The organism is Brevibacterium permense (genome assembly GCF_013280495.1).
GTDB lineage: Bacteria > Actinomycetota > Actinomycetes > Actinomycetales > Brevibacteriaceae > Brevibacterium > Brevibacterium permense.
Map to the genome: position 1 here is coordinate 506,120 of NZ_JABSSX010000001.1, position 22,007 is coordinate 528,126.

Sequence of the window (22,007 nt, forward strand, 5' to 3'; positions counted from 1 at the left end):
CACGGCCACATCCGGGCCACCGACTGACCGCACCACCCGCCTGACGAAGGATGTTCGAAGTGTCAGCTCCAGCCGCCGAGCGTGCATCGCAGCCGATCACGCCGCCGAAACCCCGTGCCAAGGACCGATGGCTCAAACGCGCGCCCATGCTGCCGGCGCTGATCTTCGTCATCCTCGTCACCCAGATCCCGTTCGCGATCACGATCATCATCTCGTTCATGAACTGGAACGCCGCCTACCCCGATGACATCAGCTTCGGCACCGTGCAGAACTACGTCACGGTCTTCACCGATGCGAACCTGCTCAAGGCCGTCATCGTCACCGTCGGGCTCACCGTCGGCGTCGTGCTGGCCTCGGCTCTGCTGGGCCTGGGCATCGCCCTGCTGCTCGATCGGAAGTTCATCGGCCGCGGATTCGTCCGCACCCTGATGATCACCCCGTTCCTCGTCGTCCCCGTCGCCGCCGCACTGCTGTTCAAGCACGCGATCTTCAACCCCTCGTACGGCCTGATCAACGGACTGCTGACCACCGTGCTCGGAGAGAACGCCCCACAGCCGGACCTCATGACCTCGAACCCGCTGCTGGGCATCGGGATCGTGCTCGTCTGGCAATGGACGCCGTTCATGATGCTCATCATGCTTGCCGGACTGCAGTCACGACCCATGGACGTCTACGAGGCGGCCCTCGTCGACGGCGCCGGGCCCTGGCAGACTTTCCGCTTCATCACCCTGCCCCACCTGCGCCGATACATCGAACTCGCCGCACTGCTGGGCACCATCTACATCGTCCAGAACTTCGACATGGTCTTCACCATGACCTCCGGAGGGCTCGGAACCGCCACCCTGCCGTACGTCATCTACCAGGAGTTCTTCGTCGCCCAGGACTACGGAGTCGCCTCGGCCGTCGGCGTCATCGTCGTCATCGCCTCCCTCATCACTGCGACCTTCGCCCTGCGCACCGCATCGACCCTGCTCAAGGAGGAGAACTCATGAGCACTCCCGACCTCACCGTGGACGACCACCCCGCACCCGGGGTGACCCCCACCCCGACCGAACCGGGCGGACCCGGATCCGCGGAGCCGCCTCGGCGAAAGGCGAACGCACCGAGGCGGCCCGGCCAGGGACGGGCGGGCAAGATCCTGCTCGGTCTGTTGGCCTGGTTCGTCGGACTCCTGTTCGTCTCGCCCCTGCTGTGGATGCTGCTGACCAGCCTGCACGCGGAGACCGACGCCTCGACGAACCCGCCGAGCTACTTCGCTCCGCTGACGCTGGAGTCCTTCGTCAACTTCTTCGGCGGCGGCAACGGCGCGAACCCGTGGCCGTTCCTCATCAACTCCGCGGTCGCCGCCATCGTCTCGACCCTCATCGTCCTCGTCCTCTCCACGATGGCCGCGTACTCATTGGCGATCCGCCGCATCGAACGCTGGTCGGACGTGCTGTTCTTCCTCCTGTCGACGAAGATGCTGCCGATGGTCGCGGGCCTCCTGCCCGTCTACCTCGTCGCGAAATCCTTCGGCATTCTCGACACCTGGCTGCTGCTCATCATCATCTACTCGGCGATGAACATGCCGATCGCGGTGTGGATGATGCGCTCCTTCCTCGCCGAGGTGCCCGTCGAAGTCCTCGAAGCCGCCGAACTCGACGGCGCCCGTCTGCCGCGCGTCTTTCTGCAGATCCTGCTGCCGCTGACCGCGCCCGGACTGGCCGCGACCGCCCTGATCTGCTTCATCTTTTCCTGGAACGAACTCCTCTTCGCCACCGTGCTCACCTCCACGGCGGCATCGACGGCACCCGTGTTCCTCACCAGCTTCGTCACCTCCCAGGGACTGTTCCTGTCGCAGGTATGCGCGGCCTCGCTCATCATCTCCGTGCCCGTGCTCGTGGCCGGAATCGCCGCCCAGGACAAACTCGTCCAGGGCCTGTCCATGGGAGCCGTCAAATGACCGCACCGACCACCGCGCTGACCCTCAACAGCCACAACCTCGCCGAGGTGGCCGACCACGGCATCGCCGTCCCCACCTATGATCGGTCGACCGTCACACCCGGAATCGTCCACTTCGGAGTCGGCGGATTCCACCGCGCGCACATGGCCATGGTCCTCGACGACCTGCTCGGGGCTGGGTTGGCCGCCGACTGGGGGATCGTCGGGGCCGGAGTTCTGCCCCACGATGTGGCCATGCGCGATGCTCTCGCGGACCAGGACCACCTGTACACGCTGACGCTCAAACACGCCGATGGAACCAAAGAACGTCGGGTGATCGGGTCGATCATCGACTACCGATTCGGGCCTGATGACCCCGCCGGACTGCTTAACCTGCTCACCGATGAGACGATCCGCATCGTCTCCCTGACCGTCACCGAGGGAGGATACAACGTCAACCCCGTCACCGGGGAGTTCATCACCGATGAGCCGACGATCGTCGCCGATGTCGAGGCGCTGCGAGCCGGTGAGCTGCCGGCCACCGTCTTCGGCTATGTCGTCTCCGCTCTGCGAGCACGGCGTGAGGCCGGAGTCGCACCGTTCACCGTGCAGTCGTGCGACAACATCTCGGAGAACGGCGATGTGGCGGCGAAGATGTTCTCTGCCTTCGCTCGCCTCGTCGATGCCGACCTGGCCGAGTGGATCGCCGAGTCCGTGGCGTTCCCGAACTCGATGGTCGACCGCATCACCCCGGCCACCACCGATGGCGACCGCGCGGACCTCGTGGCCGACACGGGAGTGGCCGATGCCTGGCCTGTCGTCGCCGAGCCCTTCTTCCAGTGGGTGCTCGAGGACGATTTCACCTCTGGTCGTCCCCCCTATGAAGAGGCCGGGGTCCAGGTCGTTGACGATGTGCAGCCCTATGAGCATATGAAGCTGCGGCTGCTCAACTCCGGGCATCAGGGGCTCGCGTACTTCGGTCTCCTCGGCGGATACACTTTCGCCCATGAGGCGATGGCGAACCCGGACATCCCCGTCTACCTGCGCCGATACATGGACGAGGAAGGCACACCGAGCCTGGCCTCGCTGCCCGGAATCGACCTGGACGCCTACAAGGATTCGCTCATCGAACGCTTCAGCAACCCGGAGATCCGCGACACCCTCGCCCGCCTCGGCGCAGAGTCCTCTGACCGGATCCCCAAATGGCTGCTGCCGGTCGTCAAGGACAACCTCGCGTCGGGCCACCCGATCGAGGTGGCCGCGGCGATCTGCGCCTCGTGGGCTCGGTATGCCGAAGGGCATGACGAATCCGGAGGTCGGTTCACCATCGTCGACCGCTATGCCGACGAACTGCAGTCGGTTGCCGCGACACAGGGCGAGGACCCGCTGGCCTTCGTCCGGCAGGAACAGTTCTTCGGACCGCTCGCCGAGGAGCCGAGGTTCACTGAACCGTATCTCAAGGCACTGACATCGCTGCACGAACGGGGAGCGAAGGAGACTGCCCGCCGTCTGGCCGCTCACGAAGAACTCTGAACAGGCGGTGAGCAGGCGGGAACGTCTAGCATGGAGACATGTTGCGTTCTCGCCTGAGCCTCCTGGCCCTGACCACGACTCTCGCGCTCGTCGGCTGTTCCGGCGGAGCGTCAGCCCCCGAATCCTCCACGGCCGAACAGAAGTCCTCCGCCGATTCGGGTTCTCAGACCCAAGCGCAGCCTGAGGCCCAGACCGAATCGTCCCTGGATGACCCCGCCGATGCCGATCCGGCCGACTTCAAGGACGAGGCTGCGGACATCGTCGGAGACTTCTCCGACGAGGAACTGGCCGGCTCCCTCATCATCGGCACCTGGGAAGGCACCGACACGCAGACCCCGGTGGACATGGTCAAGCAGAACCACCTCGGCGGGGTCATCGTCATGGGCTACAACCTGGTCGAGAACCCGACGAAGGACCAGGTCACGGAACTGACTGGTCAGATCTCCGCGGCACGGTCGAAGGGTCAGCCCGTATCGATCGGCGTCGATCAGGAAGGCGGCCCGGTGTCACGCCTCGGCACCGCCGCGCTGCCGTTCCCGCCGCTCATGGGCTTGGCCGCGACCGACGATTCCGATCTCATCACCGACGCCACGACCGTGCAGGGGCAGAACCTCACCGACTTGGGCTTCACCATTGACTTCGCCCCGGACTCCGACGTCACGGTCGGGCCGAAAGACAAAGCGATCAACGTCCGCTCGGGCGGCACCGACCACGAGGACGTCGCCGAGGTCGTCGCCGACGCCGTCGAGGGGTACCGGTCGGGTGGGGTGTCGAGCTCGGCGAAGCATTTCCCGGGACACGGCCGCCTCGGCGTCGATTCGCACGAGAGCCTGCCGGTGTCGGAGAAATCGATCGAGCAGATGGAGGACACGGACCTCCTGCCGTTCAAATCCGCGGTCAAGGCCGGGGTGCCGATGGTGATGATGGGTCATATCGGGCTGCCCGATGCGAAGACGACGCCCGCGACCCTGAACAAGAAGGCGTACTCTGCGCTGCGCGACATCCTCGACTATGACGGTGTCATCACCACGGACGCGCTGAACATGAAGGCCGTGCCGCAGAACCTCAAGGGCGGAGAGACCGTCAAGGCGCTCGCCGCTGGAGCCGATATCGCGCTCATGCCCCCGGATTCGGCAGCCGCGCAGAAGGCGATCGTCAAGGCGATGGGGGACGGGACGCTTGAGAAGAAGGACCTCGTCGAGAAGTCCGAACGCGTCGTCGCCGCACAGCTGGCCACAGCCGAGGCTCAGAAGAGCGCTCAGGCCGGGGACTCGGATGCGAAAGATCCGAAGAAGGTCCTCACCGAGGTGGCTGACAAGTCGCTGACCGTGCTCAAGGGCAAATGCTCCTTCACCGGGACCGATTCGATCTCGATCGTCGGCGGCAGCGACAAGGAGAAGGCGGCGCTGAAGGAAGCAGCCGAGGCCGAGGACCTCACCGTCGGATCCGGTGGAACCTCCGTGAGTCTGAGCCCGTCGACCTCCGCCGAGGTGGCCGTGGGCACCGCTGCTCCGTGGACGATGCGCAGCACCTCGGCGAAGTCCGCCGTGACCGCGTACGATTCGAATCCGTACGCGCTGCGGGCCGTGGCGAAGTGGCTGAAAGGCGACCTCGAGGCATCGGGTCAGCTGCCTGCCGAATACGACGGAAGCGACAAAGCTCCCGACTGCGGGTGACAACTAGGCAGCTGCGATTATGGCTGTGAACGAGCCAAGGCCGTGAACGAGCGGCGCACATAAGAGATCCCCTCGCCGGCACTGTGCCGGCGAGGGGATCCCTCGTGTATTCAGTTCTGGAAGGCGGCTCAGAGCACGCGGATGTACTGCGCGCCCTGCTGGGTCATCCAATCGACGCTGCGGTAGCTGGTGTCCACTGAAGTGTTGCCGGCGTCGTACATCATGCCGTCGCCGGCGTAGATGCCGATGTGGCCCGGCGACCAGATGATATCTCCGGCCTTCGCCTCGGAGGCCGAGACGATCTGCCCGGCGCCCTTCTGTGCCGAAGACGTGCGCGGAAGATCCACGCCCACCTTGCCGTAGACGAATGAGGTGTAGCCGGAGCAGTCCCAGCCGCTGGGTGAAGTCCCGCCCATCACATACGGCGTGCCGACGTACTGCTTCGCGATGGCGATGACCTGCTCGGCCTTCGATCCGTCCGGGACCTTCACGTCCCCGGAGCCCGAGTCCGCGCCGTCGTCCTTGCTCTTGTCGTCTCCGGAATCGGCCGGACCCTCGTCGCTGGTGCCAGCGGAGTCATCATCCGAGGACTCACTCGGTCCCTCTTCCGGCTCTTCAGCGGGAGCCGGCTCGGCGACGGTCGTCTCCGGCTCCTCCTTCGGCTCGGGCTTCGGCTTCGGTTTGGGCTTCGGCTTGGGGGCGGCCTCGGCGGTGACGACGTCCGTGTCGACGGTGACTTCAGCCTCCTGATCGCCCTTCTTCGACGCTCCGCCGGCATCGATGGTCGGTGTCTGGTTCTTGAACTCGACCGGTGCCTGCTTCTCGGACTCGGCTGCGACCTTCGCCTCGTCGTCGGCTTCCTGTCCGGCGGCGGGGAGGACTGCTGCGGTGAGCAGTCCGCCGCTGGCGGCGACGACCGCGGCACGGCGGCCGAATGCGCCGGAGTTCGCTGCGAGCAGTTCGCTCAGCTCGGTCAGTGGTGTCTTGGCCTTGGCGTTCGCGGCGCGGCGGCCGTGCTGCTTAGATGCCACGATTTCCTCTCGTTGCCTGTCTGAGTGTGACGATGTCCTCCACTGTAACGAATTCGTGATCTTCTGTCACGTTTTTGTTACAAAAGGATTTTCAGGCGAGTTTGAGGTCATAATCGCAGGTCACAGGGTTGACGCCGACAAGAATGGCTGGTGAGGGACTGGGGTTGCGTCGGATTCCGACTGTGATTCAGCGCGCAGTCTCAGCCTTGAATAACGTTTCGTGACATTCGCAAGACGCGATTCTTGGGTCGATCCACGGCGTTTTGCGCGGCCAACCACCGTGGATCGACCCAAGAATGCCGACGGCGCGGCATCGCGTGCGGATGTGGTGGTGTGCGCAAGTGCGGTGGTGACTGAGCGTCAGGCACCGGTTGTGGCTGAGCTTCAGGACCCGGTGGCGGCTGACGCTCAGCTGCCGGTCTCGACCGGTCGGTCGGGATCGGATGACCAGCCGGACCAGCTCGCGGGGTAGAGGCTCGCTTCGACGCCGAGGGTCGCCAGCGCCAGAGCGTTGTGGCAGGCGGTGACTCCCGAACCGCAGTACACGCCGACGGGACCATCGAGGGCACCCAGGTCGTCGAAACGTTCGCGCAGCAGCGCCTCGGGCAGGAACGTCCCCGCGGGGACGTTGTCCGTGGCCGGAGCGCTCTTCGCCCCGGGAATGTGACCGGCCTGAGGATCGAGCGGTTCGGTCTCTCCGCGGAAGCGCTCACCGGCGCGGGCGTCGAGCAGGACTCCATCGAAACCGGCTGCCGCCTCGGCGTCGATGACAGGCAGTCGACCCGGGCTGATCTCCACGGCACTGGGTGTGACCTCGGGGGAGTCGCCGGTCTCGAGTGTCCCGCCGGCGTCACGGAACGCTGCGAGCCCGCCGTCGAGAACGCGCGCGTTCATTCCCGCCCACTGCAGCAGCCACCAAGCCCGGGCCGCGCCGAGGGAGGAATTGTCGTCATAGACCACGACCTCGGTGCCTTCGTCGATGCCCCAGGAGCGCACCGTCTCCTGGAATGCTTCGGGGCTCGGCAGCGGGTGGCGACCGGACGTCGGATCGGTGGTGCCGTGGTCGGCGAGCTCCGTGTCGAGATCGACATAGACGGCACCGGGGATGTGCCCGGCGGCGAAGTCGTCGCGGCCATCGGGCTTCGGCAGGGTCCAGCGGACGTCGAGCAGCCTCGGCGCTGGGGAGTCGGCCATTCGGGTGAGCAGTTCATCGGCGCTGATGAGAACGTCGGAGCGGGACAATTCGATCTCCTTCACGGGCGGATTTCTTCACGGACAGGTTGAAAGGGTCACACAGGTTGGGTGAGGAGCACGACGTGCTTGTCACCGAGCCGGGTGAATACGAGCGTGGCTGTGTCGCCCTTGGGCAGTTTGAGCTGGCGTCGGACCTGGTCGGGAACGATGTCGGCCCCGCGTTTTTTGATCACGACCGAGCCGATTCCGCGAGAGACGAGCTCCTTGCGCAGACTCGGGACCTTCGCGGGCAGTACGTCGACGACCTCGTAGGTGGTGACGCCTGCGGCGGCCGGGCCGCTCGGTTCGACGTCGGTGGTCAGATACGCGATCTTCGGGTGGAGTCGGCGGGCCTGCAGCGGTGCACACAATGCGGCGACGAGTCCGGCACGCACGATCGCACCGTCGGGTTCGAGCAGATACTTCCCGAGCTCCCCGATTCCCGACTCGTCCTCATCTGGCAGGTTGTCCTCGTGGACGAGGAGGGTGCGTTCGCCCATGACGAGAGCTCCGCGGCCGGGTCGCTGCATGGCCGCACCGAAGTAGAGGCAGACCTCGACGACCTCTCCGTTGTGGGAGACCCACTGAGCTTCGCCGTCCTCGGGGACGAGGTCGTGGTCGAGCGCCGGGCCGAGCTTCACCCCGGCCGCCTTCGCCGCGCTCGCCTGCTCGATCACCCATGACAGAGAGGGGGAGAACGCCTCGGGGTCGGTGATGCGGGCGGTCGATCCGCGTTTGTCGGCCTTGCCGATGGTCCGCCGGGCCGGATCGAACCAGAGGGCATCGAATCCGTCCAAGTCGACATCCTCGGCGCGTGCGTGTTCGACGGCGGCATCGGGCAGGTGGCGGAGGTTGAAGGCGGCGATGGCTGCGGTGACCTCGTCGGCGTCGACAGCCAAGACCTGCGCGCCCATTCCGGCGAAGGCGACCGAATCCGCGCCGATCCCGCATCCGAGGTCGGCGATGCGCAACGACTCGCCCTCGGCCACGTCGCCGATGAGGCGGCGGGCGTGATGAGCGGCGACCGGCAGCCGCGTGGCCTGGGCCAGTCCGTCGCGGGTGAAGAGCATGTCCTCCGCGAAGGGTCCGAGCTTCGCTGCCGCCTCCTGACGCAGCCGGGCCTGAGTGAGCAGGGCCGCGGTCACCTCGGGGGAGAAGCCCTCCTTGCGCAGGGCGGTGGATCGGGCGAGCTCATCGCCTTCGAGGTCGTCGATGCGGTCGAGTCGGTCGAGGACGGTGACGTTGAGCAGTTCGGTCAGTGTCTGCGGATCCATAGGCTTCACCCTATCGTCTGCGCGGTGGGGTCTTCCCCTCGCCGAGGCGGCCCGGCCGAACCGCCGGGCCGCTGCGGTGATTGTGACGGCTGGGTGGTGCGGTAAGTTGTTGGCTGTGACGTTCTTGACCGCCCGCGATATCCGCGAATTAGCCGCTGACATCGGTCTGCGCCCGACGAAGCAGAAGGGCCAGAACTTCGTCATCGACCCCAATACCGTGCGCTCGATCGTCACCGCCGCAGGTCTCGAAGAGAACTCGAACGTCGTCGAAATCGGTCCGGGGCTCGGTTCGCTCACCCTCGGCCTGCTCGAAGCCGGTCACAGGGTCACCGCGGTCGAGATCGACGAACTGCTCGCCCAGAAGCTGCCGAGCACCGTCGCTAGGTTCGCCGGCAGTGATGCCCCGTTCCAGCTGGTCAACGCCGATGCCCTCCGTGTCACGACGCTGCCAGAACCGCAGCACACCACCGAACCCGCGGACGATCGGCCCGATGTCGCGAACCAGCCCGATGCGCTCGTGGCGAACCTGCCGTACAACGTGGCCGTGCCCGTGCTGCTGCACTTCCTCGAGACCTTCCCGAGCCTGACCACCGTCCTCGTCATGGTCCAGCTCGAAGTCGCCGAACGGCTCGCCGCCGCGCCCGGCTCCCGCACGTACGGCGTCCCCAGCGTCAAAGCCCAGTGGTACGGGGACGTGCAGCTGGCGGGCAAGATCGGCAAGAACGTGTTCTGGCCGGCCCCGAACATCGACTCCGGACTCGTCCGCATCGACGTCACCCGCACCGACCGCGACCCGGCCGTGCGCAGCCGTCTCTTCACTCTTATCGACGCTGCCTTCGCTCAGCGCCGCAAGACCCTGCGGGCAGCCCTGTCCGGGTGGGCCGGCAGCCCCCAGCGGTCCGAAGACCTGCTGACCGCTGCCGGAATCGACCCGAAGACCCGCGGCGAGGCCCTCACCGTCGCCGACTTCCAACGCCTCGCCGCCGTTGCCGTCGACGCCGGTGGCGCCTCCAACGGAGATGCCGCTGCACCGGCCCCGCCCGCTGAGGATCCCTCACCATGACCGTCCCGCTGCATCCGCGCATGACGATCCCGGCCCCGGTGAAAGTGCAGGCGCCGGGGAAGATCAACATTCACCTCGGTGTGGGTGCGGCGAACAACGGATATCACGAGCTCGCGACCGTATTCCAAGCGCTCAACCTCGGCGAGACCCTCACTCTCATTCCGGGTGGAACACGAACGATCATCGTCCAGGGCCGCTACGCGGATGCCGCGGTCCCACGTGATGACTCGAACTTCGCCAGACGCGCCGTCGACCTCCTCATCGCCGCGCTCGAGGGCGACCGAGATGTCGATGTGCTGCGCGACCTCGACATCGTCATCGACAAGCAGGTGCCCGTGGCCGGTGGAATGGGCGGGGGATCGGCCGATGCGGCCGCCGCCCTCGTCGGAGCCGCTCACCTCGTCGGCGGAGTCGATGAGGCGATCCTCCACGAATGCGCGGTCGCCGTCGGGGCCGACGTCGCGTTCCTCCTGCGCGGGGGCACGGCCATCGGCCACGGACGCGGGGAGAAGCTGAGCCCCGTGCTCACCCGCGGAACCTTCCACTGGGTGATGGCCACCTCGGCGTCGCCCCTGCCCACCCCGGACGTCTACGCCCGCTTCGACGAACTCAACCCCGACCCGGCGCCCGCGACCGTCCCCGATCAGGTGCTCACGGCGCTCGCCGCCGGCGACCCGTACTCGCTCGCGGATTCCGCGGCGAACGATCTCACCGAGGCGGCCGTGTCCATCATGCCCGGGATCGCCGAGGTGATGGAGGCCGGCCGGGATGCCGGAGCCGTCCTGCCCCTGCTCAGCGGGTCAGGGCCGACGATCGGCTTCCTCGCCCGCGACGCCCACCACGCCCTCGACCTCGCTGTGCTCCTGCAGGCCACGAGAGGCGTCAACGAAGCACTGCGCACCACCGGGCCCGCCCCCGGAGCGCATATCGTGGACGAAGGCTGACCGTGGGGGAGGAGAACCACACCCCCGCCGAGGCGGCCGACAGTTCTAAATCGGGCCCGGAGAATCGCGACAGGCCCGATGAAACGCTGCGCGACCCGCTCGTCACCGAGGAGAGCGGCAAGGCTCTGCTGCCGGGCAAGGGGATGGCCTGTGTCCAGGGCTTCCATGCGATCGCGGTGGGGGCGGTCGAACCCGGTTGGGGCATCGACCGCGGGGCGCTCGCAGGAATCTGGCGGGCCGGTGTATCATCCGGGCCGAGCGTGATCGCTTGGGTTCGCACACCTGAGTGCGCACCGAGCGTCCCGGGACCTTCCATACGTTGTGGTCGGGGGATCGCATCGAAGTCGGAATCTGATCGGGCCGCCTCGGTGACGGGGCACCTGACCGAATGGGCCGCCTCGGTGCAGGCCGATCCGGTCTCACCAGCCGACTGTGGTGGCCCGACCGGCGGACTGTCGATATGTTAGAGCCATGACTTTGCCACACGAAGATGTTGACCCGGACGGACTGCTCGAATACTCGGTGGTCTTCACCGACCGATCGCTCAACCACATGTCGCAGCGGTTCGTATCCGTGATGCAGGAGATCAATCGGATCCTGCGATCGGCCTACGACGCCGATTCCGCTGCCATCGTCCCCGGCGGCGGCAGCTACGCCATGGAAGCCGTTGCCCGTCAGGTCGCCACCGGCAAGAAGGCGCTGATCGTGCGCAACGGTCTCTTCTCCTTCCGCTGGTCGCAGATCCTCGACGCCGGTGCCATCGCCTCGGAGACGACTGTGCTCAAGGCTTCCCCGGACAGTGCCGAGCACCAGTCGCCGTGGTCGCCGGCCCCCGTCGCCGAGGTGGTCGCCGCCATCGAGCGCGAGGAGCCCGCTGTCGTGTTCGCTCCCCACGTCGAGACCGCCTCGGGGATGCTCCTGCCCGATGACTACGTCCGCCAGGTTGCCGAGGCCGTGCACTCGGTCGGCGGAATCTTCGTTCTCGACTGCATCGCCTCGGGTGCGGTGTGGGCGTCGATGACCGACCTCGGTGTCGATGTGCTCATCTCCGCTCCGCAGAAGGGCTGGAGCGGATCGCCGTGCGCCGGCTACGTCATGCTCAGCAAGGCCGGCCGTGCCGCCGTGGAGGCATCCACCTCGACGAGCTTCGCGATGGATCTCAAGAAGTGGCTGTTCATCGCCGACGAATACGAAGAAGGCCGTGCGCCGTACCACGCGACGATGCCCACCGATGCTCTCGCGCACAATGCCAAGCTCATGGTCGAAAGCGAGGAGCGCGGCTTCGACAAGCTCGCCGCCGCGCAGGCCGAGCTCGGGCAACGCGTGCGCGCGGTCTTCGCCGAACGCGGACTGCCCTCGGTGGCTTCGGACGAGTTCGCCTCGCCGAGCGTGGTCGTCGTCCACACCGACAACCCGAAGCTCGCGACCGGTGCCAGCTTCAAGGAAGTCGGTGTGCAGATCGCTGCCGGCGTCCCGCTGCAGTGCGATGAGCCCGAGGACTTCTCGAGCTTCCGCATCGGCCTGTTCGGTCTCGACAAGCTCGGCGACATCGACGGCACGATCGCGCGCCTCGAGGCCGCTCTCGACTCGATCGGCGTGACCGCCGAAGCCTGAGCATCACGCACCGTAACCGGCACTGCCTACAGGCAGAACGCCGGGGGAGTGCCATTGCCTACCGGTAGTCGCAGCACATACAGTCAGCGCGATAACCTCCCGTTCCGGCGAGGGGTTATGGCGCTGACTGTATGTGGTTGCGCCGAGGGTGAGGGACGCTCGGCACCTTCGTTCGCCTAGCGGTGAGCGATGTTCCCGAGTCTCACCCGTCTCTGGACACGGAAATCGGCTGCGGTCACGTTTCGGAACCGGACACTTCAGGTGCTGAACGGCCTCGCGCAGCTGCTTATGCCTGAATTGTTGGGTCGATCCACGGTGGTTTGTGGTTTCAGAGCACCGCGGATCGACCCAACAATGCTCATGGCCGGTGGCCCGCCCGTGGCTCATGATCTGAAGTGCCGGTCCCGTGGCCCGCGTGAGTGCCGCGCACCAGCCGCAGACGGACGGGCCTCAGGCAGTGTCTCCGAGGGCGACGACGTTGTCGGCGAGCCGTTCGTTGCTGCCGTACATGAAGTGGTTGGCCATGTTCTCGGAGAAGCGGCTCGCATCGGTGGTCAGCCCGACCGCCTCGGCGACCTCGCGGATGTGCATCGGGGTCGCGCCGCAGCACACTCTGATGTAGTTGACGCCCAGGTCGTAGGCCTCCTTGGCGAACGCGCCGATCTCGTAGCGGTTGGTCTGCAGGGGGTCGAGAGCGGTGGGGAACGTGCGTCCGTGCGGGGAGGCCACCTCGGCGCGGGGGTCGGAGAGGTTGAAGAACGTCGGCTCGTGCTCAGTGGTGCGGTAGGGGATCGGCAGGGCGCCGACGTGACAGGACAAGGCCGCCCGGATCTCCTTGAGCCACGGCAGCAACGTGGCAGGCCCGCGGAAGCAGTTGAGGCCGACGACGTCGACGCCGAGCTGTTCGAGTCGCTGCGCGGTCTCGACGATCCCGAGCCCGTCGGCCATCTCCTGGAAGGCCATCGGGGCGAGGGTGAGGACGACGGGCAGGCCGCTGGCCTTGGCGATCTCGGCGGCGGCGATGGCCTCACCGGCGAAATAGAAGGTCTCGCCGATGATGAGGTCGGCACCTTCCTCGACCGCCCAAGCGACCATTTCGGCGAACATGGCCCGCACCTCGGCCTGCTTGGACTCGTCGGCGGGGTCCCAGATGTTCGAGTTCGAGATGTTGCCGGCCATGAAGTTCCCGGGCTTGGCGTCGGCGACGGATCGGGCGATCTGGAGGGCGGCGCGGTTGAGCGGTTCGAGCAGATCTTCCTTGCCGATCACGCGCATCTTCTCGCGGTGCCCGTTGTAGGTGAAGGCCTCGACGATGTCGGAGCCGGCCCGCTGGAAGTCGACGTGGAGGGAGCGCAGGGCGTCGGGGAATTCGAGGGCCACCTCGGGAACGAACTCGCCGGCGGACAGATATCCGCGCTTCTCGAGCTCGAACAGGAAGCCTTCCGCGCAGATCACGGGGCCGGCATCGAGACGTTGGGTCAGGGCGTTGGTCGCGGTCATGGATGCTCTCCGATTCGATGATGTGGTCGAGCCCGGGCAAACGGCCCGACCCTGGGTATCACACCATCAACCGGCGCAGCGAGGTCCGTCACATCGACACATTTCGACCCTGAAGGCCATGAAAGAACACGACCCTCGCCGAGGCGGCCCGACCGAAAGCCTGCAATGCTGGGTTCCGGCGTGGTCCCCGTAAAGATCAGCGACCGCCGGGGCGGCCCGATCGTCAGCTGCTCTCGTCGCCGCTGAGATAGACCGGCAGTCGACGGTAGCGCATTGCCCGTTGGGCGGCGCCGGCGGGAACTTCCTGAGTGGTTTCGTAGGTGGCGTTGTTCTGCGGAACCTCATGTGAACCCGGCAGCGGGTACGGCTCGCCCGGAACCGGGGCGGGGGAGGCGAAGGACTGCTGCTGACCGGGCTGCTGTTCGTAGCCGGAGGAGTGCTGGTAGCCGACTCCGGGCATCGGCTGCAGGCCGAGTCCCTGCCGGTCCGGTCCGTCGCCCTCGCTGTACGCGTCCCCGGGGTGATAGGCGTCGCCGGGGTAGCCGGCATCTCCACGGTGACCACGCTCTCGGCGACCTCGCCCGCCGCGACCACGCTCTCCGCGATTTCGCCCGCTGCGGCGGTGGGAATCCTCCGGCCGGAGGAAGGGGAACGGTTTGAGCAGCAGGCCGGTGACGGTCGAGGACCACCAGCGCAGTGCGCGTTCGAAGGGCGACCAGGCCAGCAGGCCCGTCCAGACGACGGCAAGCGCCACACAGATGAGCAGGACGACGGCGTCGTGGAGGACGTTGCGGCTGTCGTCGAGGACCGGCTGCAGGGCGCGGACGACGAATCCGTGGAGGATGTAGACGGCGAGGCTGTTCTTGCCGATCGTCGCGATCGTGTCCTTCGTATTGCTCAACCAGGATAGAAGGGCCAGCGTCAGCAGCACCGCTCCGATGTCGACGATGAGTCGCAGTCCCACGCCTTCGGGAACGCTGACGTCGAAGTGGGCGAAGTTGAGGCTGCCGTAGAGCCAGTTGTAGTCGACCTGGTCGAGGAAGAAATATCCGACGGCCGCGAGGGCCGCGGCACTGAGACAGAGTTTCTGCCAGATCGCGAGGCTGCCCGCCCAGTCGATGATCTGTTTGCCGTAGAGCTTGCCGATGACGAAGAACGGCCAGAACGCCATCGTCCGAGCCGCGGAGAGTTCGGTGTCGAGGATCGGCAGCAGTCCGCCGAAGAGCCCGACGACGAGCGAGGCGACGAGCATCGTGCGCGGGAAGCGCTCGATGAAGGGGACCGTGATCATCCACCACGCCATCGACAGCAGGAACCACGTGTACCAGAACGGTCGGAGGAAGTCGTAGTCGGGATTGAGCCCGAAGAGCCACATCCACCCCCACATGAGCGGCAGCACCGTGGCAAGGAGGACGAAATAGGTCAGAACCCGTTCGGCCAGCTTGTTCGACTTCGCCGTGATGCCGGCGAGGAAGACGAACGCCGGCATGTGGAACATGTAGATGAAGTACATCGGTGCGCCCAGGATCGGCGACTCCCATGGGGAGGTCCTGGCGAGGAGGTGGCCCAGAACCACCAGGAAGACGAGTATTCCCTTGGCGCGGTCGATGCGATAGTCCCGTGATGACACGCCGATACACTACCGCACCCGGCAGGCTTTGGGGAAAGTTCAGACCGTCGCCGAGGTGGTCGCCCGGTCGTGTGCGACGGTGCACTCGTACGTGCGAACGGGGATGGAAACGACTAGCCGCGGGCGGCGCAGTTCACGCATTTGGCCGCGTAGGGGCGGGCCTCCAGCCGCGCCTCGGCGATGGGTCTGCCGCAGTCGATGCAGATCCCGAACGTTCCCGCGTTCAAGCGGTCCACCGCCTCGGCGATCTCATCGAGGCGATTCTCGGACTGTTCGAGCAGGGTTGCGGCCTGCGACCGTTCGAAGGCGAGCGTCGCCCCTTCCGGGTCGTGCTCGTCGTCGCTGTTGTCGCCCTCACGAGCGGCCGAGACCTCATCGATTCCTCTGGTCAGACGACTGATGAGCGCCTGCGTCTCCGCTCGTTCCGCCTCGAGCAGGTCTCGCATCGTCGCTTCGTCGACCACTCAGGCCTCGAGAGCTTCGGACGCTTCGAGCCAGCGCAGCTCGAGTTCGTCGAGTTCGTCCTGGGACTCGCGGATCGCAGCCGTGAGCTTGGCCAGTCCCTCGAAATCGGTCTGGTCGTGGGCGGCCATCTCCTCGTGCTTCTTCGCGATCTGAGTGTTCAGCTTGTCCATCCGCCGCTCGATCGACGACAGTTCCTTCTTCGCCGCCCGGGCTTCCGCACCCGACAGCTTCGGAACCGATGCAGACCCCTCGCTCGCCGAGGCGGCCCCACCGGAACCGGTCCCGTCGGCTCCCGCTGAGGCTCCGTTCGAACCGCCTGATGCCCTGCTCGAACCGGCAGCGCCGCGGCGTTCCTGTTCGGCCCGCAGCTGCAGGTACTCTTCGACGCCGCCGGGAACATGGCGCAGTCCGTTGTCGAGGATCGCGTACTGCTGATCGGTGACGCGCTCCAACAGGTACCGGTCGTGGGAGACGACGATGAGAGTGCCCGGCCAGGAATCGAGGAGATCCTCCATCGCCGCGAGCATGTCCGAGTCGACGTCATTCGTCGGCTCGTCGAGGATGATGACATTGGGTTCGGCCATGAGCAGCAGCAGAAGCTGGAGTCGGCGCTTCTGCCCGCCGGAGAGCTCCTTGACCCGGGCGGACAGATGCTCCTTCGCGAAGCCGAGCCGTTCGAGCAGCTGGGCCGGAGTGAAGTCCTTGCCTTCGATGTTGAACGAGGTCTTCGACTCTGCGAGGACCTCGCGCACACGGGATTCGGCGATGCGGGCCAGATCCTTGAACTGCTGATCGAGCACACCGATCTGCACGGTCTTGCCGCGCTTGACCCGACCCGCATCGGGTTCGATCTCGCCGGAGACCAGACCTAAGAGCGTCGACTTCCCGGCACCGTTCGGACCGAGGATCCCGGTGCGCTCACCGGGGCCGATGCGCCACGTGACATCCTCGAGGATCGTGGTCTCGGCGAAGTGCTTGGACACGTCGAGCAGATCGACGACGTCCTTGCCCAGGCGGGCCGTAGCCATCTTCTTCAGCTCGATCGGATTGCGCACCTCCGGCACATCGGCGATGAGCTGGTTGGCGGCTTCGATACGGAACTTCGGCTTCGACGTCCGGGCGGGAGCACCGCGTCGCAGCCATGCGAGTTCCTTGCGCATGAGATTCTGCCGCTTGGCCTCGGTGGCGGCGGCGATCCGGTCGCGCTCGACGCGCTGGAGGACATAGGCGGCATAACCGCCTTCGAAAGGCTCGACGATACGGTCGTGGACCTCCCAGGTCTTCGTGCACACCTCGTCGAGGAACCACCGGTCGTGGGTGACCAGCAGCAGGGCTCCGGCGTTCTTCGGCCACCGCCCGCGAATATGCTTCGCCAGCCACGCGATGCCGTCGACGTCGAGGTGGTTCGTCGGCTCATCGAGGATGAGCATGTCCCAATCGCCGATGAGCAGAGCCGCCAGAGCCACTCGGCGGCGCTGACCGCCGGAGAGCGAGGAGATCCGCGCATTCCAATCGAGGTCGGAGATGAGACCGGAGATGATGTCACGGGCCTGCGGATCGGCGGCCCATTCGTGATCGGCGGCATCGCCGACGACCGAGAAGCCGACGGTTGCCTCGTCATCGAGGTCATCGCGCTGGCCGAGCATGCCCAGACGCAGCCCGCCGCGATACGTCACGCGTCCGGAATCGGGTTCGATGGTGCCCGCGAGCATGCCGAGCAGGCTCGACTTGCCGTCGCCGTTACGGCCGACGATGCCGATCATGTCGCCGGACTCGACGCCGAGAGTGACCGAGTCGAAGACGACGCGCGTGGGGTATTCGAGGTGGAGGGCTTCTGCCCCGAGGAGATGTGCCATAGCAGTCTCTAGCCTAGTTCACCGCGGTTCGCACGAGTGACCGGACGGGTCAGTCCGGCCGGCCGCCGGCCGCATCGTTTGCCCCGTCCTTCTGTCTCAAACACAAGGCGTTTTCTGTTCGCATTTCGGACCGATAACCCCACCGCATGACGGATTATTTCTTTTTCATATCGGTGTCCGCGTTTGCGGTGCTAGCGGAGCCGCTGAAACGACTTCGGTACATTAGACTGACCGAAACTCATTAAAATATGACAGTTCGTCCAGTGGTTTCACATTTTCGGTAGGGGCAGACAGGGCCCTCATCCGTGTGCACTGTCTGTATCAGAAAAGAGAAAACGTGAAGAAGCTCGCTTCAGCGGTGTCGATGATCGCCGCATCCGCCCTCGTCCTCTCGGCCTGCGGTTCAGGCGAAGGAGGCGAATCCGGTTCGGACTACCTCGCCTGCATGGTCTCCGACTCCGGCGGTTGGGACGATCAGTCCTTCAACCAGTCCGGTCGGGAGGGCATGGAGAACGCGAAGAAGAACCTCGGCATCGAAGAGAAGCTCGCCGAATCGCAGGGCGACGCGGACTTCGGGCCGAACGTCGACAACATGGTGCAGCAGGGCTGCAACCTCACCTTCGGCGTCGGATTCCTCCTCGAGGACACGATCCAGGAAGCCGCCGAAGCGAACCCGGACCTCAACTTCGCGCTCATCGACTCCACATTCTCCGACGCCGACGGCAAGCCGGTGACGATCGACAACGCCAAGGCAGTCGTCTTCAACACCGCCGAGGCCGCGTACCTGGCCGGCTATGTTGCGGCCGCGACCTCGGAGTCGGGCAAGGTCGGCACCTTCGGCGGCATCCAGATTCCGTCGGTGACGATCTTCATGGACGGCTTCGCCGATGGCGTGGACAAGTTCAACGAGGAAAACAAGAAGGACGTCAAGCTGCTGGGCTGGAACAAGGAGAAGCAGGACGGATCGTTCTCCGGTGACTTCGAGAACCAGGGCCAGGGCCAGGAGCTGACCAAGCAGCTCATCTCGCAGGGCGCCGACGTGATCATGCCCGTGGCCGGACCCGTCGGCCTCGGTGCCGCAGCGGCGGCGAAGGAAGCCGGCGACGTCAACCTCGTGTGGGTCGACTCCGACGGCTACGAGTCGACCGAATACGGCGACATCATCCTCACCTCGGTGGTCAAGCAGATCTCGCAGGCCGTCGAAGACACCATCAAGGAAGGCACCGAGGACAACTTCTCCAATGAGCCCTACGTCGGCACGCTCGAGAACGAAGGCGTGGGCCTCGCTCCGTACCACGACTTCGAGGACAAGGTTCCCGAGGACGTGAAGAAGAAGGTCGAGGATCTGAAGAAGCAGATCGTCGATGGCAGCCTGGTCGTCGAGTCTGAGAGCACACCGAAGTAAGCTCGTCGGTTAAACTGCAGGGCCGAGTTCTTTCGGCCCTGCAGTTTTCAAGTTTGTGAGGAGAACCGGAAGCAGTGAAACTCGAGCTTCGCGGGATGACCAAGGTGTTCGGATCGTTCGTGGCCAACGACCACATCGATCTCACCATCGAACCGGGCGAGATCCACGCCCTGTTGGGTGAGAACGGCGCCGGCAAGTCCACCATGATGAATGTCCTCTACGGACTCTACGACGCCGATGGGGGAGAGATCCTCATCGACGACAAGCCGGTGAAGTTCTCCGGGCCGGGCGACGCCGTCGCCGCGGGCATCGGCATGGTCCACCAGCATTTCATGCTCGTGCCCGTGTTCACCGTCGCCGAATCCGTGGCGCTGGGCTACGAACCGACGAAGAGCCTCGGGCTCCTCGACATCAGCGAGGCGCGCAAGAAGGTCAAGGAGATCTCTTCGCGTTTCAACTTCAATATCGACCCCGATGCCCTCGTCGAGGATCTGCCGGTCGGCGCCCAGCAGCGAGTGGAGATCATCAAGGCCCTGTCCCGGGATGCCGAGATCCTCATCCTCGACGAGCCCACGGCTGTGCTCACTCCGCAGGAGACCGACGAACTCATCTCGATCATGCGCCAGCTCAAGGAGCAGGGCACGTCGATCGTCTTCATCACCCACAAACTCCGTGAGGTCCGTGCGATCGCTGATTCGATCACGGTCATCCGCCGCGGAAAGATCGTCGGCGAGGCCTCGCCGGAGTCGACCGAGACCGAGCTGGCCAGCCAGATGGTCGGCCGAGCCGTGTCTCTGACGACCGAGAAGGATGCCGCCGATCCCGGCGATGCCACCTTCCAGGTGCGCGGACTCACCGTCGTCGACAAGGCCGAGAACGTCGTCGTCGACGATGTGTCCTTCGACGTCCGTCGCGGCGAGATCCTCGCCGTCGCGGGCGTCCAGGGCAACGGGCAGACCGAACTGGCCGAGACGATCATCGGTCTCACCGAACCGCGGTTGGGCACGATCACCCTCGACGGGAAGAAGCTCGTCGGGGATTCGGTCAAGGACCGCCTCGGTGCCGGTATCGGATTCGTTCCCGAAGATCGGTCGACCGACGGCATCATCGCGGAGTTTGCGATCCGCGAGAACATGATCCTCGACGTCTACGATCGTGAGCCCTATGCCAAGGGCCTGAATATGCGGTCGAAGGTCATCAACGAAGAGGCGAAGAAGAAGGTCGAGGAGTTCGACATCCGCCTCGGCAGCGTCTCCGATCCGATCTCGACCCTCTCCGGCGGAAACCAGCAGAAAGTGGTGCTCTCCCGCGAGCTCGGCCGCGATCTGCGACTGTTCATCGCCAGCCAGCCCACCCGCGGACTCGACGTCGGATCGATCGAATTCGTGCACAAGCGCGTCATCGCCGAACGCGATTCCGGCACCCCCTGCATCATCGTCTCGACCGAACTCGACGAGGTCTACGGCCTTGCCGACCGCATCGCCGTGATGTACGCCGGGCGCATCGTCGGCATCGTGGGACCCGAGACCTCCCGCGAGGCACTGGGCCTGATGATGGCCGGCGTTCCCGCCGACGAAGCCCTCGAAGCAACGGACGACGACTCAGCCACCACCTCGGCGGAGGAGACCAAATGACGACTGATATCTCACCGGCCGCTCCTTCAGCGGCACCGCCGCCGGAGTCCGAGACCGAGGACGGCAAGGAACAGACTCTGCTCCAGCAGATCATGTCGGGATCCTGGCTGGTCTCGCTGCTGGCGATCGTTCTCGCCCTTCTGTTCGGCGGTGTCCTCATCGCCGTGTCGAACGCGGAGGTCGTCGCGGCGGCCGAGAACTTCTTCGCCGCTCCCGGCGAGTTCTTCGCCACGCTCTTCCAGACCGTCGGCAACGCCTATTCGGCGCTGTTCCGCGGAGCGGTCTTCGACTGGGACGCACGCACCACCGAACGCGCCATCCGCCCCCTGACCGAATCGATGGTCTCGGGCACCCCGCTCATCCTCACCGGTCTCGGCATCGCTCTGGCCTTCCGCTGCGGCCTGTTCAATATCGGCGGTCAGGGCCAGGTCATCCTCGGCGCGACCATTGCCGGATTCCTCGGCTACGCTATGCCGCTGCCTCCCGTCGTCCACATGCTCGTGGCCGCGATCGGCGGAATCATCGGCGGAGCGATCTGGGCCGGAATCGCCGGTGTCCTCAAGGCACGCACCGGTGCCAACGAGGTGATCGTGACGATCATGCTCAACTCGATCGCCGGCTACGCACTGGGCTACCTGCTCAAGCAGAACTGGTTCACGCACACGACCTCGGCGAACCCGCAGTCCCGCGTCATCGACGACTCCGCGCAGATGTTCCTGCTGCTGCCGCCGCCGTTCCGTCTCCACTTCGGGTTCGTCATCGCCATCCTCGCCACGATCTTCGTGTGGTGGCTGCTCGAGCGCTCGACGATCGGATTCGAGTTCAAGGCTGTCGGCGCGAACCCGCACGCGGCCCGGACCGCAGGCATCTCCGTGTCGAAGGTGACGATCCTTGTCATGATCGTCGCCGGTGCCCTGGCCGGACTCGGCGGAGCCGCTCAGGTGCTCGGCACCGAATACAAACTCACCAGCGGAATCAGCGGATCGATCGGCTTCGACGCCATCACCGTCGCCCTGCTGGGACGGTCGAAACCGCTGGGAACGTTCCTCGCGGGCCTGCTCTTCGGCGCGTTCAAGGCCGGCGGCTACCTCATGCAGTCCCAGACCGGTACGCCGATCGACATCGTCCTCGTCGTCCAGTCCGTCATCGTGCTGCTCATCGCGGCCCCGCCCCTGGTGAGGTCGATCTTCCGGTTGCCCACACCGGTGCTCAAGCGGAAGGAGGACTGA

General features: G+C 65.7%; 18 protein-coding genes. 11 read left to right on the forward strand and 7 right to left on the reverse strand.

Annotated elements, in window-relative coordinates; translation table 11 throughout:
* The first annotated feature begins 50 nt into the window (after window positions 1-50).
* From HK353_RS02380 to HK353_RS02395, 4 genes are read left to right on the forward strand one after another with little or no spacing between them, the layout of a single operon-like run.
* On the forward strand, window positions 51-992 hold the full coding sequence (locus tag HK353_RS02380; RefSeq protein ID WP_245395712.1) for a carbohydrate ABC transporter permease: 942 nt from the start codon (window positions 51-53) through the stop codon (window positions 990-992).
* Window positions 989-1,942, forward strand: coding sequence for a carbohydrate ABC transporter permease (locus HK353_RS02385; protein ID WP_245395713.1), 954 nt, complete (start codon window positions 989-991; stop codon window positions 1,940-1,942). Before HK353_RS02380 ends, HK353_RS02385 begins: the two co-directional genes overlap by 4 nt.
* On the forward strand, window positions 1,939-3,453 hold the full coding sequence (locus tag HK353_RS02390; RefSeq protein ID WP_173151869.1) for a mannitol dehydrogenase family protein: 1,515 nt from the start codon (window positions 1,939-1,941) through the stop codon (window positions 3,451-3,453). Before HK353_RS02385 ends, HK353_RS02390 begins: the two co-directional genes overlap by 4 nt.
* 38 nt (window positions 3,454-3,491) lie before the next feature.
* Complete coding sequence (locus tag HK353_RS02395) at window positions 3,492-5,129, forward strand: glycoside hydrolase family 3 N-terminal domain-containing protein (protein ID WP_245395714.1); 1,638 nt, start codon at window positions 3,492-3,494, stop codon at window positions 5,127-5,129.
* Window positions 5,130-5,257: 128 nt separating this feature from the next.
* On the opposite strand, the gene HK353_RS02400 is transcribed toward HK353_RS02395, so the two are convergent.
* From HK353_RS02400 to HK353_RS02410, 3 genes are all read right to left on the reverse strand, one after another.
* Window positions 5,258-6,160 (reverse strand): NlpC/P60 family protein, encoded by a 903-nt coding sequence (locus HK353_RS02400; RefSeq protein WP_173151871.1) that lies wholly within the window; start codon window positions 6,158-6,160, stop codon window positions 5,258-5,260.
* Window positions 6,161-6,568: 408 nt separating this feature from the next.
* A complete protein-coding gene (locus HK353_RS02405; RefSeq protein WP_342589784.1) occupies window positions 6,569-7,417 on the reverse strand; it encodes a sulfurtransferase in 849 nt (282 codons plus the stop codon).
* A 32-nt stretch (window positions 7,418-7,449) separates the two neighbouring features.
* Complete coding sequence (locus HK353_RS02410) at window positions 7,450-8,667, reverse strand: class I SAM-dependent methyltransferase (RefSeq protein ID WP_173151873.1); 1,218 nt, start codon at window positions 8,665-8,667, stop codon at window positions 7,450-7,452.
* 115 nt (window positions 8,668-8,782) lie between these two features.
* Here HK353_RS02410 and rsmA point away from each other — a divergent pair, with 115 nt between their 5' ends.
* From rsmA to HK353_RS02430, 4 genes are read left to right on the forward strand one after another with little or no spacing between them, the layout of a single operon-like run.
* Complete coding sequence (rsmA, locus tag HK353_RS02415) at window positions 8,783-9,730, forward strand: 16S rRNA (adenine(1518)-N(6)/adenine(1519)-N(6))-dimethyltransferase RsmA (protein ID WP_173151874.1); 948 nt, start codon at window positions 8,783-8,785, stop codon at window positions 9,728-9,730.
* On the forward strand, window positions 9,727-10,674 hold the full coding sequence (locus tag HK353_RS02420; protein WP_245395715.1) for a 4-(cytidine 5'-diphospho)-2-C-methyl-D-erythritol kinase: 948 nt from the start codon (window positions 9,727-9,729) through the stop codon (window positions 10,672-10,674). Before rsmA ends, HK353_RS02420 begins: the two co-directional genes overlap by 4 nt.
* A gap of 2 nt (window positions 10,675-10,676) precedes the next feature.
* A complete protein-coding gene (locus HK353_RS02425) occupies window positions 10,677-11,141 on the forward strand; it encodes a hypothetical protein (protein ID WP_173151876.1) in 465 nt (154 codons plus the stop codon).
* 4 nt (window positions 11,142-11,145) lie between these two features.
* Complete coding sequence (locus HK353_RS02430) at window positions 11,146-12,288, forward strand: pyridoxal-phosphate-dependent aminotransferase family protein (RefSeq protein ID WP_173151878.1); 1,143 nt, start codon at window positions 11,146-11,148, stop codon at window positions 12,286-12,288.
* A 450-nt stretch (window positions 12,289-12,738) separates the two neighbouring features.
* On the opposite strand, the gene HK353_RS02435 is transcribed toward HK353_RS02430, so the two are convergent.
* The 4 genes from HK353_RS02435 to HK353_RS02450 all read right to left on the reverse strand — a co-directional run bounded on the left by HK353_RS02435 (window position 12,739) and on the right by HK353_RS02450 (window position 17,739).
* The gene (locus tag HK353_RS02435; RefSeq protein ID WP_173151880.1) at window positions 12,739-13,788 is read right to left on the reverse strand and encodes a homocysteine S-methyltransferase family protein; all 1,050 of its coding nucleotides are present in this window, start codon (window positions 13,786-13,788) and stop codon (window positions 12,739-12,741) included.
* A gap of 223 nt (window positions 13,789-14,011) precedes the next feature.
* Entirely contained in the window at window positions 14,012-15,418 is a 1,407-nt protein-coding gene (locus HK353_RS02440; protein WP_173151882.1) for an acyltransferase family protein, read from the reverse strand.
* 113 nt (window positions 15,419-15,531) lie between these two features.
* The gene (locus tag HK353_RS02445) at window positions 15,532-15,882 is read right to left on the reverse strand and encodes a TraR/DksA family transcriptional regulator (protein WP_342589785.1); all 351 of its coding nucleotides are present in this window, start codon (window positions 15,880-15,882) and stop codon (window positions 15,532-15,534) included.
* Entirely contained in the window at window positions 15,883-17,739 is a 1,857-nt protein-coding gene (locus HK353_RS02450; RefSeq protein ID WP_173151884.1) for an ABC-F family ATP-binding cassette domain-containing protein, read from the reverse strand.
* Window positions 17,740-18,076: 337 nt separating this feature from the next.
* Between HK353_RS02450 and HK353_RS02455 the strand changes: the two genes are divergently transcribed.
* The 3 genes from HK353_RS02455 to HK353_RS02465 all read left to right on the forward strand — a co-directional run bounded on the left by HK353_RS02455 (window position 18,077) and on the right by HK353_RS02465 (window position 22,007).
* Window positions 18,077-19,144 (forward strand): BMP family lipoprotein, encoded by a 1,068-nt coding sequence (locus HK353_RS02455; RefSeq protein ID WP_236853137.1) that lies wholly within the window; start codon window positions 18,077-18,079, stop codon window positions 19,142-19,144.
* 74 nt (window positions 19,145-19,218) lie between these two features.
* Window positions 19,219-20,778 carry an ATP-binding cassette domain-containing protein gene (locus HK353_RS02460; protein WP_173151886.1) on the forward strand — a complete coding sequence of 520 codons (1,560 nt, stop codon included), beginning with the start codon at window positions 19,219-19,221 and terminating at the stop codon, window positions 20,776-20,778.
* Window positions 20,775-22,007, forward strand: a complete 1,233-nt coding sequence (locus tag HK353_RS02465; RefSeq protein WP_098730193.1) for an ABC transporter permease — start codon at window positions 20,775-20,777, stop codon at window positions 22,005-22,007. The genes HK353_RS02460 and HK353_RS02465 overlap by 4 nt, the downstream gene beginning before the upstream one ends.